The organism is Rhodococcus sp. P14, from assembly GCF_000256505.1.
GTDB classification, from domain to species: Bacteria; Actinomycetota; Actinomycetes; order Mycobacteriales; family Mycobacteriaceae; genus Rhodococcus; species Rhodococcus ruber.
Genome location: NZ_AJFC01000385.1, coordinates 1 through 16,260 on the forward strand (window position 1 = coordinate 1; position 16,260 = coordinate 16,260).

The following is a 16,260-nucleotide window of genomic DNA, read 5'->3' on the forward strand; positions in this document are numbered from 1 at the left end:
GCCGACCTCGAGAGATGAACGGAGAAGAACCTCGTTCGCGTGATCATCCGGCGCTTCGCTGACCTGTCCGTGTCGGGTCCACGGTATCCGGCCGCGCCGAGGTCTTCACCAGGGATCGACGTCGAACGGCGACCGTGGCGGGGACCGGTGGGAGCTGCGGAGCCTCGGCGAGCTCGCGGACGGCATCCTCCGCGGCGGGCCGGTGGCCGTAGCCTGCCTCGGGTTCGGGAGAGTTCACTGCTCGGTTCCGGTCCGTTGCGTGGAGGCGGCGGACACGGTGGCGAGCTTGCGGACGCCGGCGGGGTAGACGCGCTTGCCGACCAGCAGCGCCACGACGGCCCCCAGGTAGACGAGCGGCGCGAGCTGCAGCGCATTGGCGAGGCTGATCTTGTCCGCGAGGATGCCGACCACGAACGGGCCCGCAGCCAGCCCGAGCAGGCTGTTGGCCAGGGTGGTGGTGCCGAACGCCGAGGCCCGCACGGTGGGGTGGGTCAGGTTGGCGACCATCGCGGTGACCGCGCCGGTGGAGCCGGCGGAGAAGAACGCGCCCAGTCCGACCAGCACCAGCTGCGCGGTGCCGACCGGCAGCTGGAACCCGACGATGAGCAGTACTCCGGCGGCGAGGCTGATCGCGATCGCGACCGTCCACTTGCGGGCCGGGTCGATGCGGGCGGCCCGGTCGGCGACGATGCCGCACACGATCATGCCGGCGCCGATGAGCAGCACGAAGACCGCGGCCATCGCGGCGGCCTTGTCCGCGGCCAGCCCGTAGGAGCGGCCGAAGAAGCTGGGCAGCCACGCCATCAGCGCGGCGGCGGTGAACATCTGCAGCCCGCCGCCGATGTAGGCGCACAGCACCGCGGGGTTGGTGAACAGGCTCGAGATCGGGGCACGTGCAGCCGTGCCGGGCGCAGCGATGTGGGTGGTGTTCGCGTCGTCGTCGTCGACGGCGTGGCGGGCGAGCTTGCGTTCACTGACCAGCGCCCAGAACAGTGCGACCAGGACCAGCCCGAAGACCGCCATCGACGCGAAGGACCAGCGCCAGGACAGCTGTACGGCGATGACCCCGCCGAATGCGACGCCGATCACCGACCCGAACGAACCGCCGGCCATGAATGCACCCGAGAGCGAGGCTCGCAGCCGCGGGGCGAACACGCTGAGCACGACTGCGATACCGACGCTGCCGTAGGCGGCCTCACCGACCCCGACCAGGAACCGGGCGCCGAGCATCTGCTCGTAGGAGCCCGCCACCGCGCACAGCAGGGTCGCCACGCTCCACAACGCGGCCATCACGACGAGGCTGCGCACCCGGCCCCACCGGTCGGCGAGCATCGACAGCGGCAGGGTGAGCAACCCCACCATCAACGCGACCACGCTGTTCAGCGATGCGAGATGCGAATCCGAGAGCGCCCATTCGGCTTTCAGGAACGGGAACACCGCGCTGAGGACCTGCCGGGACATGTAGTCCGACAGCAGCAGTCCGAAGGTGAGCGCGAACACGAGCCACGGGTAGAACCGGGATCGCCCGCTGCGGCGCGACGGCGCCGAAACGGCCGCGGGCCGCTCCGGCGCGGTGGTGGTGACAGACGACATGATCTTCCTGAATCTGGGTGAGGGGACGAGCTCGACGGCCGAGGTGGAACCGATGACGTTGGCTGGGAGGGGGTTTCGCGTATCCGGGGGCGCGGCACCGGGTTGTGGTGTCGCGCCCACCGGTCACGCGGATACCGCGTCAGGCGTGCTGGGTGAAGCCGCGCTGACCGGGGCGGCGGTTGGGCGCAAAGCCGATCCTGGCGAGGGTCTCGTCGGCGTCGGTGTAGTGCTCGTCGAGGCGGTAGATCTCGCGGGCCTCCTTGCCGGTGGCGACCTCACGACCGAGTTCGTTCGCGATGCGGACGAGCTGTTCGACCTGGGCGACGGAAGTCATCTTCTCGCCCTTGCGGCCCCACAGGGTGTCCTCGGTGCCGCAGCGGGCGTGCAGACCCATTGCGATGGCCATGGTGTTGACCGGCAGCACGCTGCGCATCAGGGTTTCCAGGGTGAGCACCGCGCCGTCGGGGGTGCGGCGGACGAACTCCATCATGTTGTACGGATTGGGGCCGTCGAAACCGCCGCCGATACCGACCCAGGTCACCATCAGCGGGCCGGTGTAGACGCCGCGGCGGATCAACCGCTCGACGGTTTCGAGCTGGGCGATGTCGGCGAGCTGGAAGTGCGGCTGGATGCCGTTGGCCTGCAGCCGGCGCAGGTGCTCCTCGACCCAGCCCGGCCCGGCCGGGACGGTCATCTCGCGGTAGGCCTCGTACACCTCGGGGCGCTCGAAGGAGGTGCCGGCGATGTCGTCGGCGGTCATCAGCTCGACGATGTTCATCTGGTTTGTGTTGATCGCGATGGTGACCTGGTCGGGCTTGGGGTCGAGTTCGGCGAGCATGTGGCGGGCGTCGTCGGAGAGCCACTTCGCGTCCGCGCCCTCGCCTTCGGGGGCGAACGAGATCGAGCCGCCGACCTGCAGGATCATCTCGGGCACCGCCTCGCGCAGCCGTGCCAGCAGTTCGTTGAACTTCGAGAGCCGCTTGGAGCCCTTGCCGTCCAGTTCACGGACGTGGATGTGCAGCACGGTGGCTCCGGCGTCGTAGCAGTCCACCGCCTTCTGCACGTGCTCGTCCATGGTCAGTGGCAGATCCTCGGCGAAGTCGTCGATGTCCCACTCGGGGCCGTAGGGGGCGACGGTGATGACCAGCTTCTCCTGGTTCTCGGGGAACAGGGCGTCGTCGTGGAAGTGCATGGTGATGCTCCGATCGGAGTTGTCGTGAGAGTGGGGAGGGTGAGAGGGCGGTTCAGAAGGTGGGGTCGCCGACGATGCCGGCGCGTTCCATCCTGCGGACGGCGGGCCAATAGTCCTGCACCGCATAGTGTTGCGTGGATCGGTTGTCCCAGATGGCGACGCTGTTCTTCGTCCAGCGCCACCGCACCTGGTATTCCGGGATCGTGGCCTGGCTGATCAGGTAGCGCAGCAGATCCCCGGCGCCGGGGGCGTAGTCGATCCCGAAGCGCACATTGTCGGGGGTGTGGTAGTTGACGATGTGCGTCGTGAAGGCGTTGACGAACAGGATCTTCTCGCCGGTTTCCGGGTGCGTGCGCACCACCGGGTGCTCGGCGTCGGGGAACCGCCGGTGGAGGGCGTGGCGTGCCTCGACGGGCATGTTCGCACCGAAGCTGGCCTCGATGCTGTGCCGGGCGCGCAGTCCCTCGATCCGCTCCTTCACCGACTGCGGCAGCCGCGTGTAGGCCTGCGCCATGTTGACCCAGATGGTGTCGCCGCCGACCGGCGGGATCTCCACCGCGCGCAGCACCGAACCCATCGGAGGGTTCGCCCGCCACGTGGCGTCGCAGTGGTAGGCGTTCTCGTAGTGCTCGGGCGGGCTGTCGAGGTCCTTGTAGATCCGCACCAGGCCGGGATGGTCGGGGTCGCTGCCGGCCACCGGGTGATCCTCGAGCGGGCCGAACCGCTCGGCCAGGGCGACGTGCTCGGCGCGGGTGATGTCCTGCCCGCGCAGGAACAGCACCTTGTGCTCGAGCAGCAGTGCCCGCAGCTCGGCGAACAGCGCGTCGTCGCGGGACACCTCGCCCAGGTTCACGTCGGACAGCTCCGCGCCGATCGTGGCGGTCAACGGCTCGACCCGGAACGGGGTCACCGTTCGTGCCCGCCGGGGCGTCTCGCTCGTGACAGACATTTCGTTGTCTCCTAGATGAATTGGGGTGGAGTACGGTGTCGGGTGGCTCGCGGAAACGAACGATGTTCGCCCGCGGATCTCCCTCGTCGGTCCGGGCCCCACACGTCCTGACGCCAACTCGATTCGAAATAACTGGGTGTACAACAGTTTTCACGTTCGTTCGGTTGTGTCGGTTCGGGATGTGGGGTCGGTCACCGACCTGCTCCTCTTGTGATGGACCTAACACTACGTGCCCGTTCCCGGCATTACTTTTCCTGGTGGGACATCAACTATTCACTTCGAGACGCTGCAGCCGGATCCGGTCCGATCGACGGGCCTGAGATGGCGACGTCGCCTCCGGGGCGGTGTGGGCGGCGCGGGGCGGAACGGTGTCGGACGATCGCGTCGACCGGGCGCCCGTGCCGGCGGGGTGCTCGTCGGATTCGTGCGGCAGGCAATGCCATCGGCGCAGGTACGCTCCTGTCCCGATTTGAACAGTCTGCCGACCCGAAGGGATAAGTGCGGGAAGTGCGGTTCCACTACTGTGGAGTCGCAACCCGAAGACCCGCATGGGTTCTCGATCGAATCCCGCACTCGACGGGCCACATCACCAGCTCCGAGATCGTCGCTGCAGCCGGCAGGCGCAGCCACCTGCCCGGCCTGCTCGGACGCCACCGTCGCCACCCCACCAGGAAGACCGATGACCAGGACCATCTACGCCGCCGACCACCTCGCCTTTCGTGACACGGTCCGTGATTTCACGCAACGCCACCTGATTCCGGAGCACGAGCGGATCATCGAGCAGCGGTTCATCGACCGCGAGATCTGGATCGAGGCAGGCAAGCTCGGCCTACTCGGTTTGGAGGTACCCGAACAGTACGGAGGCAGCGCGGCGGGGGACTACCGGTTCAACGCGGTGGTAGGGGAGGAACTCTCGCGGGTGAGTGCGGCGATCGCGTCGAGTTTCGGAATCCACTACGACATCGTGGCGCCGTATCTGGTGGAGCTGACCACCGAGGAACAGAAGCAGCGGTGGCTGCCGGGATTCTGCACCGGGGAGCTGGTCACGGCGATCGCGATGACCGAACCGGCCGCGGGATCGGACCTGGCCGGGCTGAAGACCACGGCCCGACGCGATGGGGACGACTGGATCCTCAACGGTTCCAAGACGTTCATCACCAACGGTTACCACGCCGACCTGGTGATCGTGGCAGCAAAGACGAGCCCGGAGAAGAAGGCCAAGGGCATCACCCTGTTCGCAGTCGAGACCGGCATGGCGGGCTTCGAACGGGGCCGCAAGCTGGACAAGGTCGGTCAACCGGAGTCCGACACCGCCGAGCTGTTCTTCACCGACGTCCGGGTCCCCGCGGCGAACGTGATCGGCGAGGTCGACAGCGGGTTCGCGCACATGATGCGAATGCTGCCGCAGGAGCGGATCTGCGCGGCGGTGTCGAATCTCGCGCACGCCGAGGCGATCCTGGGCGAGACTCTGGACTATGCCCGGGAGCGCAGGGCGTTCGGCCAGGCGATCGGTTCGTTCCAGTACAACAAGTTCCTCTTCGCCGAACTGGTCACCACGCTCGAGGTGGCGCAGGCATTCGTCGATCGGTGCGTGCAGGCGCATACCGAAGGCCGGCTGAGCGCGGTGGACGCCGCGAAGGCCAAGTGGTGGAGCTCGCAGGTGCAGAACCAGATACTCGACAGTTGCGTGCAACTGCACGGCGGCTACGGGTTCATGAACGAATACCGGGTTGCGCGGGCATGGAAGGACGCGCGGGTGACCAAGATCTGGGCCGGGTCCAACGAGATCATGAAGGAGATCATCGGACGGGACCTCGGACTGTGAGCATCACCGCGCCGACCACTCACCCGGCCGAATCCACCGAATGGCTCGCTCGTCCGAGGCCCACCCGGCTCGACGCCGGCGCACGCATCGCGTGGCTGGCCTGGGTGCTCGGCTCCATCCGCTGGGCTCCGGCGCTGTGCGTGCCCCCTCGGCCCCGCGCCGGCTCGGATACGACCATTGACCACGACCCCTTTCTCGAACCACACCGGAGACCCACCACATGACCAACCTCAGTACCAATCTCGTTGTGTCGGCGCGCAACTACCCCGACAAGACCGCCCTGCGGTGCGGCGAGGACACGCTGTCGTTCGCGGAGTTCGACGCGGCCGCGGCGCGGGTGGCAACCCTGCTCGCACGGGCGGGGATCGCACCCGGTGACCGGGTCGCGGTGATGCTGCCCAACACCGCGGCGTTCGCGATCGTGTTCTACGGCATTCTGCGCCGCGGGGCGGTCGCGGTGCCGATGAACCCGCTGCTGAAGGCCCGCGAGATCGAGTTCTTCCTGACGAACACCGCCGCGGCGGCGCTGTTCGCGACCCCGGTGTTCGCCGAGGAGGCCCGCGCTGCGGCCGATGTGGCCGACGCCCGGTTGTGGCTGGTGGACGACGACGCCCTCGCCCGGCTGATCGCCGACCTGCCGGCGCAGGCCACCCCGGTGCCGCGGGCGGGTGAGGACACCGCGGTGATCCTGCACACCTCGGGTACCACCGGCAAGCCCAAGGGCGCCGAACTCACCCACGCCGGACTGGCCGGCAATGCCGAGGTGACCGCCCGCACCCTGATCCAGGTCGGAGCCGACGACGTGGTGATGGGCGCACTGCCGCTGTTCCACGTCTTCGGACTCACGTGCGGGCTCAACGCCTCGGTCCTCGTGGGCGCCATGCTCACCCTGGTGCCGCGCTTCGACCCACGGACCGCGCTCGAGGTGATCGCCCGCGACCGGGTCACCGTGTTCGAGGGCGTGCCGACGATGTACGCCGCGATGCTGGGTGTCGCAGAGGAATTCGACGCGGCGGCGACGGCGAGCCTGCGAGTGTGCGTGTCCGGCGGTGCATCGTTGCCGGTGGCGGTTCTCGAGGACTTCGAGCGGACCTTCGACGCGGTGATCCTGGAAGGGTACGGGTTGTCGGAAACCTCGCCGGTCGCCTCGTTCAATCACCCGGACCGCGTCCGCAAGACGGGCTCGATCGGCACCCCGATCGAGGGGGTGCGGATGCGCGTGGTGGACGGCTCCGGTGTCGAGGTACCGGCCGACCGACCCGGCGAGATCCAGATCGCGGGACCGAACGTGATGAAGGGCTACTGGAACCTGCCCGAGGCGACCGCGGCCGCGATCGACGCGGCCGGTTGGTTCGCCACCGGCGACATCGGCCGCATGGACACCGACGGCTACTTCTACATCGTGGACCGAAAGAAGGACCTGATCATCCGCGGTGGGTTCAACGTCTACCCCCGCGAGATCGAGGAGGTTGTCTACGAGCATCCTGCCGTGGCGGCGGCCGCGGTGGTCGGCATCCCGCACGACACCCTCGGCGAGGAGATCGGCGCCGCGGTCACGCTCAGAGTCGGCATGAGCGCCGACCCCGTCGAGATCGTGAAATTCGTCAGACAGCGCGTCGCCGCCTACAAGTATCCGCGCCACGTCTGGATCCTCGACTCCCTGCCCCAGGGCCCCACCGGCAAGATCCTGCGTCGCGACATCACCATCCCCACATTCGAAAGCAGCAGCAACCGAGCATGACCACCACCGTCACCACCACCGAGCCCGTGCACCGTTCCGACGAACCCGCCGCGCCGGTGGACCTGCTGCTGGCCGGCTCGGCCCGCGGCCTGGCCCGCCGGATGCTGCCCGATCGAGGCTGGGCCCGGCTCGCGGGCGGACTGGCCGCGCGCCCCGGCACGCTCGCGCACCGCGGCGGAACCCTGGCCAGGGAACTCGCCGCCGTCGCCGCCGGCCGCGCCGACCGCGCACCCGCCAAGGGCGACAAGCGATTCGCCGACCCGGCATGGCAGCACAACCCGTGGTTGCGTCGCAGCATGCAGGCCTACCTCGCCACCGCCGACACCGCCTATGCCCTGCTCGCCGACGCCGGCCTGGACTGGCGCGACACCGAACGGATGCGGTTCGTGCTCGACAACCTCGTCGAGGGTCTCGCGCCGAGCAACAATCCGGTACTCAACCCGCTCGGATGGAAGGCGCTCATCGACACCGGCGGACTGTCCGCGCTGCGCGGGGCGCGTGCATTCGCCTGCGACATGGCCACCAAGCCGCGGGTGCCCGCCATGGTCGAACCCGGTGCCTACACCCTCGGCGAGACCGTCGCGGTGACACCCGGGGCGGTGGTGCTGCGAACCCCGGTACTCGAGCTGATCCAGTATGCGCCGCACACCGACACCGTGCACGAGGTGCCGCTGTTGATGGTGCCCCCGGTGATCAACAAGTACTACATCACCGACATCGCCCCAGGCCGCAGCATGATCGAGTACTTCGTCGCCCAGGGCCAGCAGGTGTTCACCATCTCCTGGCGCAACCCCCATGCCGAACACCGGGACTGGGGCCTCGACACGTACGTCACGGCGATCGTCGATGCGATGGACGCCGTCCAGGCGATCACCGGGACCGGCCGCACGCACCTGCAAGGCAGCTGTTCGGGCGGGATCCTGGCCGCGACGACCGCCGCGTACCTGGCCGCTACCGGACACGGCGACCGGGTTGCCGGGCTGACCCTGGCGGTGACCGTGCTCGACCAGGCGCGGGCCGGGTTCGCCGCCGCCGCCCTCGACGAACGCACCGCCGCGACTGCGATCGAACGCTCGCAGTCGAGGGGCTACCTGGACGGGGACGAGCTGGCCGAGGTGTTCGCCTGGCTGCGCCCGACCGACCTGGTGTGGCGCTACTGGGTCAACAATTACCTGCAGGGCCGCCCGCCCGCGCCGTTCGACGTGCTGCACTGGAACGCCGACACCACCCGCATGGCCGCCGGCCTGCACCGCGACCTGGTCCGCATCGGCGTCACCAACGCGCTGGCCGCCCCCGGCACGATGGAGCTGTCGGGTACCCCGATCGATCTCGGCGCGGTCACCGCCGACGCGTACGTGATCGGCGGGATCGCCGACCACATCTCGCCGTGGCAAGGCTGCTACCGCAGCGCCGCCCTGCTGGGCGGTGCCGACACCCGGTTCGTGCTCTCCACCAGCGGGCACGTCGCCGCGCTGGTCAACCCCCCTGGAAACCCCAAGGCGTCCTTCCGGGTCGGGACCGTCGACGCGGACACCCCGGAGCAGTGGCTCGACCGCGCGGAGGTCACCCGAGACTCGTGGTGGCCCGACTACACCGCCTGGCTCGCTGCGCGCAGCGGCCCCACCGTTCCTGCCCCCACCACCGTCGGCGGTGCCGCCCACTCCCCGCTCGACGCCGCACCGGGCACCTACGTTCACCACAGCTGACCCCAGGAGACGACATCATGACCACCACACTCGACAACCCGCGCGCGCTGCTCGATCTGGTCGGGCGCGAACTCGGCCGCACCGACTGGCGCGAGATCACCCAGGAACAGGTGGGCCGGTTCGCCGACGCCACCGGTGATCACCAGTGGATCCACACCGAGCCCGAGTTGGCCGCGGCCGGACCGTTCGGCACCACCATTGCTCACGGCTACCTCACCCTGTCGCTGACGCCGATCGTGCTCGCCGAGGTACTGGTCTTCGACGACCTCGGTATGGCAGTGAACTACGGGACGAACAAGGTCCGGTTTCCTGCGCCGGTGCCGGTCGCATCGGAACTGCGCGCCACGGTCACCCTCACCGCCGCGGTGGAGAAGCCAGCCGGCATCGAGGCGGTGTTCACGCTCACCTACGAGATCCGGGGCGGGGTGCGGCCGGTGTGCGTGGCCGAGGTCGTCATCGTCTACCGATGACCGGCGGCGCTCGTACCACGCGGCACGAGATCCTCGTGGGCCGGCAACGCATCCGGGTCCAGGTCCGGCACGGGTTCGGAGTGCCGCTGGTGCTGTGCAACGGGATCGGCGCCGGGTTCGAGGTGCTCGACCCCTTCGTCGCCGCCCTCGATCCGGCCACCACGATCGTCCGGTTCGACGTCCCCGGCGCCGGGGGGTCGCCGCCCTCGCTCGCGCCCTACGGGTTCGGCTACCTCGCGCGGCTCCTGGGGCGGGTGCTCGACCGGCTCGGTATCGGCACGGTGGACGTGCTCGGCTTGTCCTGGGGCGGGGCGCTGGCCCAGCAGTTCGCGTTCCAGAACCCGCGCCGGTGTCGGCGACTCGTGCTCGTCGCCACTGCCACCGGGGCGCTCATGGTGCCCGGGCACCCCCGGGTGCTCGCCAAGATGGTCACCGGTCGCCGGTTCACCGACCCCGGGCGTGCGGCGGCGATCGCCGGCCGGATCTACGGCGGTACCGCGGCAGACCGCAGCCACGACATCGCCGCCCTCTTCGGCGCCCAGACCCACGCCGGATCGGCGATCGGCTACCTGCATCAGCTGCTGGCCGGTGCCGTGTGGACCAGCCTGCCGCTGCTTCCCGCCATCCGCCAGCCCACCCTGATCGTCGCCGGCACCGACGATCCCATCGTCCCGATCGCCAACGCCCACATCCTGCACCGACTGCTGCCGCACGCCACCCTGCACCGGCACGACGGCGGGCACATCGAACTGATCACCGACGCGGACGGGCTCGCCCCGGTGATCGAGGCCTTTCTCCACGAAGCCGGACGACGGCCGTGACGATCACCGAGGCATGCCCCCGCCCGCCCGTGCCGGGGCGAGCGTATCTTGAGGTGACCTGGGTTGTTCCCTCTGGGACGGGATGTGGGGTCGGACATGAAGCCGTTGGCCCGCTACGCCGCCATCACCGGGTATGCCGACCTGTGCGCCTCGCTCGGAATGGACCCCACGCCGTTGCTGCGCAGCGTCGGGCTCGATCCCACGGGTTTGGGTCTGCCGGACCGGTGGATCCCTGCCGTCGCGATCGCGCGCCTGCTGGAACGTTCGGCGGCCGCCGCCCGCTGCCCCGACTTCGGGCTGCGGCTCGTCGAGCGACGGCGCTTCGCCAGCCTCGGCCCGGTGAGTCTGGTCCTCCGGGAGGAACCCGACGTCCGCAGCGCGCTGAAGTTCCTGATGCGCTATCAGCACATGTACAACGAGGCTCTGCGGATGCGGTTGGTCGAGGCCGAGGACGTGGCGACCATCCGGGTGACGCTCGAGTTGGGTGAACCTGCCGACACCCGGCAGGCCATGGAACTGGTGATGGGGGTCCTGCACGGGCTGTTGCGCGATTTCCGCGGTGGCCGCTGGCGGCCATTGGCGGTCTGCTTCACCCACCTCGCCCCCGAGGACATCAGCACCCACCTCGACGTGTTCGGGCCCATGGTCAAGTTCGACCAGGAGTTCACCGGAATCGTCCTCTACACAAGCGATCTCGACGCTCCCAATGCCATGTCGGGTCCCTCGATCGGTCCGTATGCCCGCCAGTACCTCGACAGCCTCGACACCCGGCCCGACGCGATGCTCGTCACTCGGGTGCGCGAACTGATCGAACTTCTGCTGCCCACCGGGCGATGCTCGGTCGAGCAGGTCGCCCGCAGCCTCGGGGTGGACCGGCGCACCGTGCACCGTCACCTCGCCGAGGCCGGGCAGAACTACACCGCGGTGCTCAATGCCACCCGCGTGGACCTGGCCGAACACCTCGTTGCCGGTCGGCGCTACTCGCTCACCGAAGTTGCCGACCTGCTCGGCTTCTCCTCCCCGAGCAACTTCTCCCGCTGGTTCAGCAACGAATTCGGTTGCAGTCCGCGACAGTGGCGTGCCGAGCACCGGACCGATGCCGGCGTCGGAGCCGGGGACGTGCCGGTATGAGCGGGAGCTTCCGGACCGACGGTTGTGCGTGTCTTGCCAAGGCATTTCGGTCCGGCAACGGCGCCATGGCGACCCGGCCCGAATCGTGAGTCGGCCCCGGCGTGTTTTCGCCCGTCCCGGCGACGAGTCCCCACGCTGATCCGGGTCGCCTCCCGGCATCACACCGACTCCCCGGGCGGTGTGTCACGTCGTCGATCGACGTGGCTCGGTAGTCGGGGGTTCGAGAATTGCGCTTCGGGGCGTCCCGTATCGAATACACCGTGTCCCGCTGGGAAAAGTATGCCGTGCCGGATCCGGATACTGTGAGGTACGTCGCATTCGGGGTCCCGTAGGGGGATCCCTCGGCGGGGCCGCTCGACCGTGGCCCGCTCGATCACGGCGACGTCCGAACCGGCCACAGGCCCGAATATCTCGGCCGGGCCGGGTCCTCGTGCCGACACGTGGAAGAAAGAGAGTGTGCAGCGTGCAGGGTGCTACCGCAGCCGCGGAGACCGACCGCACAGATCCCGAACACGACAGGTCGGCCGGTCCGGACACGCGACCGGTCGCGGACGAGGTTGCCCAGCCGGGGGACCGGGGACGCAACGGCGGCCGTGGTACGGGAGTCACGCGGCACGTCTCGCTCGAGCGCGTGCGTGCATCGCTACCCGGATTGGTGTTGTCTGCCGCGGCGGCGGCAGTGGCCGTTGTCGCGGCACGCGTGTTCGGCGGGATCAGTCCGCTGCTGATCGCGATCCTGCTCGGCGCAGTGGTCGCGAATGTGAGGACCCAGCCGGCGGTCCTCGAACCGGGTGTGACCGTCGCGTCGCGGCGACTGCTCCGCATCGGAGTCGCGCTGCTCGGTCTGCAATTGCTGCTGCCGAACGTGCTGGCGCTGGGATGGGGGACGCTCGCGGTGGTCGCTGCCGTGGTCGGCCTCGGCATCGCCGGGTCGATGGTGCTCGGGAGGATGCTCGGGATCGGCTGGACGCAACGGCTGCTGATCGCGTGCAGTTTCTCGATCTGCGGTGCCGCCGCCGCGGCTGCGGTCGACGGCGTGGTGAACGCACGCAAACGGGAACTGGTGACCACGGTCGCGCTGGTCGTCGTCTTCGGCACCGTGATGATTCCGGCTCTGCCCGCGGCTGCGGCCGCCCTGGGCCTGGACTCGGCCCAGGCAGGGATGTGGGCCGGCGCCGCGATCCACGAGGTGGCGCAGGTGGTCGCTGCCGGCGGCGCGCTCGACGCGGGGTCGTCGGCCGCGGCGGTGGGCGGCGGCGCCCTGGCCGTTGCGGTGACGGTCAAGCTGGCCCGGGTGGCGCTGCTGGCGCCGGTGGTCGCATGGATCGGGGTGGCGTCACGACGCCGCGCCGCCACTCTCACACAGACGAGGCGGCCGCCCCTGGTGCCGCTGTTCCTGATCGGATTCCTCGCCTGCGTGGCGTTGCGGGCCACCGGCGTTCTCGGACCGGCGTGGCTCGACGCCGCGCGAGTGACCCAGACCGCGCTGCTCACCGCCGCGATGTTCGCCCTCGGTACCGGGGTCCGGCTGTCCGTGTTGCGTGGTATCGGATGGCGACCTTTCGCTCTCGCCGCCGCCTCCACGGTCATCGTCGTCACGATCGCGCTCACCGGAGTTCTGCTGGTCGGCTGAGCCGTGCATCGTCCCGCGGGCCCGAGTCGGCGCGCCGAGTCGGACCGACGGCGAAGGGCCCCGGCTGCGCGGTGCGCCGGCCGGGGCCCTTCGGGAGAGCCGATGACGGGAATCGAACCCGCGTATTCAGCTTGGGAAGCTGATGTTCTACCATTGAACTACATCGGCACGCTGGGCTTTTGCCGATTTCTCGGCGTCGTCCCAAGCTCGTCGCACACTGTAGCAGACTCCGCGCGGCCGTTGTCACACCGACCGGGACGTTCCTGCGTCGAACGGGGCGTGGCTGCGGCAAACGCCGAGTGGCGACGTCCGGAACCGCCCGTTCGTCGCGAGATCCTCCCGCTCGGACAAGATGCTCGGACAAGACGACAGCGACGCGCCGTTCCCGCACACTGAAGGCATGAAGGCCACGGCGGGGCGGTCCGAGGCGTCCGAGCTGGCTCGGCTGCTGCTCGACGAGGTGGGCGCGGCGACCGGCGGCGTGCAGGCGGTGCACCGCCGCATCGCGGACCGGGTGTTCGGGGCGGTCGCGCTGGGGGTCGGGACGCCGGCGCTGGCGGTCAAGGCCGCGCACGACGCGATCACCGACGGGGTCTATTCCGTGATCCGGGAGGCCGCGTCGGCGACGGCGGCACTGGCCGAGTTCGGGTTTGCGGAGTCCGCCGGGGACCGGGCGCCGTCGGAGACCGTTCGCGGCGCGATGGCGATCGCCGCGGTCGACGGCCTCATCGGGGACGTCCTCGAGTCGGAGGGATCACCGCTGGCGCTGCCCGTGTCGGTGCGGGTGGACGGCCGGGCCGTGCCGCTCACGGCCGACGCCCTCGCTCGCGCGCTCCCGCACGCGACGAACCGCGTGGTGGTGTTCGTGCACGGGCTGATGGAGACCGAGGCGACGTGGCGGTTCGGCGGCCGCCGAACCTACGGCGAACGGCTCGTCGACGATCTCGGCTGCACGTCGGTGTTCGTGCGCTACAACACCGGCCGGCACATCTCCGTCAACGGGCGCGAGCTGTCGGAGCTGCTCGACGCGCTCGTGCGGGCGTGGCCGCGCGAGGTCGAGCAGATCGCCCTCGTCGGTCATTCGATGGGAGGACTCGTCGCGCGCAGCGCCTGCTTCTACGGCACCGAGAAGGCGTGGTCTCGCCGTGTGCGCCATGTGGTTTCGCTCGGGTCCCCGCATCTGGGGGCGCCGCTCGAGCAGGCGGTGCACTATGCGAGCGCGGCGCTCGTCGCGATCCCGGAGTCGAAGCCGTTCGGGACGCTGCTGCGACGGCGCAGCGCCGGCATCCGCGACCTGAACCGGGGCGCGGTGGTGGACGAGGACTGGTCCGGTCGCGACGCGGACGACCTGCGGCGCGCCGTGTGCCGGGAGGTGCCGCTGCTCGACGGAGCGATGCACTGCTTCGTGTCGGCGACCCTGACTCGTAGTCCCACGCATCCGCTGGGCCGGTTGCTCGGGGACGGACTCGTCCTCGTGCCGAGCGCGTCGGGGAACGGCCGGACCCGGCGCATCGGCTTCCGTGCGGAGGACGGGATGCACCGGGCGCCTGCGCACCATCTGACGCTGCTCAACGACGACGAGGTCTACCGGCAGTTGCTGAGGTGGCTGCGCACCGGTCCCGGAGCGCCTAGACCAGGGGACGACCGGTCCGGATCCGCCGGCGCAGATCGGCCATGAGCAGCCGGTAGGGCGCTTCCCGCAGCGCCACCGGAATCCGCGAGTTGACCGCCCCGAGGGTGCGCGTGAGCCGGTCGAAGCGGCGCTGGTCGCGCGGGCTCCACGGCAGCCGCATCCGGTCGCGGAACATCGGAGGCAGGAAGCCCGTGGTGAGGAACAGGTTGAGCCGGCCGAACAGCAGCGACACCGGGCGGGGCAGGAAGCGCATGGTGGCGATGGCGTAGAGGTGCTCGCGCACGACGTCGTCGATGTCGACCCGGGCGAGCGCGTCGTTCCAGTACTTCTCGAACGCCTCGCGGTCCGCGGGCCACATATCAGGCTTCACCTGCAGGGTGGTGCCGAACGCGGCGCCCTTGCGGTAGTACCAGTCGACGGCCTCGGCGGGGATCGGCCCGTAGAGCGCGTTGTGCACGTCCTCGAATCCGCGGTAGATGCACGCGGCCACCCACAGCTGCAGGTCGGGGTCGAACGCGTTGTACTCGACCGGGCTGGTCTCGGTGGAGCGGACGTGCCGGTGGGCGGAATTGACGGCCTTGCGGTAGAGCTTCTTCTCCTCGTCGGTGCCGGTGGCCGCGACGGCCAGGTAGGTGAGGGTCGTGCGGGTGCGCTTGATCGGGTGGTCGAACAGCCGTCCGGAGGCGACGCGGCTTTCGACGACGCCGTAGCCGACGCCGGGGTGGGACAGCTGCATGATGACGTTCGCCGCGCCTGCCATGAGACCGAGCCCGTCCATGACGTCGTCGAACTCCGCAGGCTTCTCGAGGGTGGTCACGAGTTCGATCCCTTCGTCCGTCCTATATGTGAACACGACTGTAGTCACATATATGACCGGGGTAAAGGGGTCGCCTGCGAAGATGGACCGATGGTGACAGGACGGCTCTACGGAGGACGCGGGGGAGAACAGCGGCAGGCGGAACGACGGGCGCAGCTCATCGAGGCCGGGCTCGACATCCTCGGCGGACCCGACGGCGATCACACGCTCTCCGTCCGCGGCGTGTGCAAGCGCACCGGCCTGGCCTCCCGCTACTTCTACGAGAACTTCGCCGACCGCGACGAACTCACCGTCGCCGTGTACGACCACGTCATCCAGCGCATCGCCGAGAGCACCCTGCGCGCGGTGACGGAGGCGCCGCGCGACGAGCGGGCGGTGGTCCGCGCCGGCGTGGAGAACATCGTCCGTGAGGTCGCCGAGGACCCGCGCCTGGGCCGGCTCGTCTTCTCCGTCAGCCAGGCGAATCCACACCTGGTGAGCCGGCGACTGGAGTCGTCACGCATGTTCGCGGGCCTGGTGACGGCGCAGGCGGTGGACTTCTTCGAGGTGAGCTCCACGCCCCGGCTCGATCTCGCCGCCCACTTCGTCGTCGGCGGCCTCGCCCAGGTCCTCACGGCGTGGCTCGAGGGTGACAGCCCGCTCGGCCAGGACGAGGTCATCGACGCGTGCACCGACTTCCTGCTCACCATGTCGTCGCAGGCGCGCTGACGCAGCCGCCGTCCGCCCGGCGGCGGGCAGTGGCCGGCGCC

Annotated in this window: 13 protein-coding genes and 1 tRNA gene; 9 read left to right on the top strand and 5 right to left on the bottom strand. The window is 69.6% G+C overall.

Annotated features, from left to right (window positions below; translation table 11 throughout):
- Nucleotides 1–234: 234 nt before the first annotated feature.
- The 3 genes from OEY_RS0126775 to OEY_RS0126785 form a co-directional block, all read right to left on the bottom strand.
- Complete coding sequence (locus tag OEY_RS0126775) at nucleotides 235–1,593, bottom strand: MFS transporter (RefSeq protein ID WP_010596803.1); 1,359 nt, start codon at nucleotides 1,591–1,593, stop codon at nucleotides 235–237.
- A gap of 139 nt (nucleotides 1,594–1,732) precedes the next feature.
- Nucleotides 1,733–2,785, bottom strand: a complete 1,053-nt coding sequence (locus OEY_RS0126780) for a 3-keto-5-aminohexanoate cleavage protein (RefSeq protein WP_010596804.1) — start codon at nucleotides 2,783–2,785, stop codon at nucleotides 1,733–1,735.
- Between the two features lie 52 nt (nucleotides 2,786–2,837).
- Nucleotides 2,838–3,734 (bottom strand): TauD/TfdA dioxygenase family protein, encoded by an 897-nt coding sequence (locus tag OEY_RS0126785; protein ID WP_010596805.1) that lies wholly within the window; start codon nucleotides 3,732–3,734, stop codon nucleotides 2,838–2,840.
- Nucleotides 3,735–4,413: 679 nt separating this feature from the next.
- On the opposite strand from OEY_RS0126785, the gene OEY_RS0126790 reads away from it, so the two are divergent.
- The 7 genes from OEY_RS0126790 (at nucleotide 4,414) to OEY_RS0126820 (ending at nucleotide 13,061) form a co-directional block, all read left to right on the top strand.
- A complete protein-coding gene (locus OEY_RS0126790; protein ID WP_010596806.1) occupies nucleotides 4,414–5,559 on the top strand; it encodes an acyl-CoA dehydrogenase family protein in 1,146 nt (381 codons plus the stop codon).
- A 220-nt stretch (nucleotides 5,560–5,779) separates the two neighbouring features.
- Nucleotides 5,780–7,300: a long-chain-fatty-acid--CoA ligase gene (locus OEY_RS0126795; RefSeq protein WP_010596807.1), complete on the top strand. Its 1,521-nt coding sequence runs from the start codon at nucleotides 5,780–5,782 to the stop codon at nucleotides 7,298–7,300.
- Complete coding sequence (locus tag OEY_RS0126800) at nucleotides 7,297–9,006, top strand: PHA/PHB synthase family protein (RefSeq protein ID WP_010596808.1); 1,710 nt, start codon at nucleotides 7,297–7,299, stop codon at nucleotides 9,004–9,006. The genes OEY_RS0126795 and OEY_RS0126800 overlap by 4 nt, the downstream gene beginning before the upstream one ends.
- 17 nt (nucleotides 9,007–9,023) lie before the next feature.
- Nucleotides 9,024–9,476, top strand: coding sequence for a MaoC family dehydratase (locus tag OEY_RS0126805; RefSeq protein WP_010596809.1), 453 nt, complete (start codon nucleotides 9,024–9,026; stop codon nucleotides 9,474–9,476).
- Complete coding sequence (phaZ, locus tag OEY_RS0126810) at nucleotides 9,473–10,297, top strand: poly(3-hydroxyalkanoate) depolymerase (protein ID WP_010596810.1); 825 nt, start codon at nucleotides 9,473–9,475, stop codon at nucleotides 10,295–10,297. Before OEY_RS0126805 ends, phaZ begins: the two co-directional genes overlap by 4 nt.
- A 96-nt stretch (nucleotides 10,298–10,393) precedes the next feature.
- Nucleotides 10,394–11,428, top strand: coding sequence for an AraC family transcriptional regulator (locus tag OEY_RS0126815; protein WP_010596811.1), 1,035 nt, complete (start codon nucleotides 10,394–10,396; stop codon nucleotides 11,426–11,428).
- A 631-nt stretch (nucleotides 11,429–12,059) separates the two neighbouring features.
- Nucleotides 12,060–13,061 (top strand): YeiH family protein, encoded by a 1,002-nt coding sequence (locus tag OEY_RS0126820; RefSeq protein WP_051009431.1) that lies wholly within the window; start codon nucleotides 12,060–12,062, stop codon nucleotides 13,059–13,061.
- Nucleotides 13,062–13,158: 97 nt separating this feature from the next.
- Here the strand turns inward: OEY_RS0126820 and OEY_RS0126825 are convergent.
- Nucleotides 13,159–13,229: transfer RNA gene (locus OEY_RS0126825), tRNA-Gly, on the bottom strand.
- A 232-nt stretch (nucleotides 13,230–13,461) separates the two neighbouring features.
- On the opposite strand from OEY_RS0126825, the gene OEY_RS0126830 reads away from it, so the two are divergent.
- Nucleotides 13,462–14,739, top strand: coding sequence for an esterase/lipase family protein (locus OEY_RS0126830; protein WP_010596813.1), 1,278 nt, complete (start codon nucleotides 13,462–13,464; stop codon nucleotides 14,737–14,739).
- Here OEY_RS0126830 and OEY_RS0126835 read toward each other — a convergent pair.
- Nucleotides 14,690–15,511: an oxygenase MpaB family protein gene (locus OEY_RS0126835; protein ID WP_010596814.1), complete on the bottom strand. Its 822-nt coding sequence runs from the start codon at nucleotides 15,509–15,511 to the stop codon at nucleotides 14,690–14,692. The two genes, OEY_RS0126830 and OEY_RS0126835, sit on opposite strands and share 50 nt — an antisense overlap.
- A 90-nt stretch (nucleotides 15,512–15,601) precedes the next feature.
- Between OEY_RS0126835 and OEY_RS0126840 the strand changes: the two genes are divergently transcribed.
- The gene (locus OEY_RS0126840) at nucleotides 15,602–16,219 is read left to right on the top strand and encodes a TetR/AcrR family transcriptional regulator (RefSeq protein ID WP_010596815.1); all 618 of its coding nucleotides are present in this window, start codon (nucleotides 15,602–15,604) and stop codon (nucleotides 16,217–16,219) included.
- Nucleotides 16,220–16,260 lie beyond the last annotated feature (41 nt).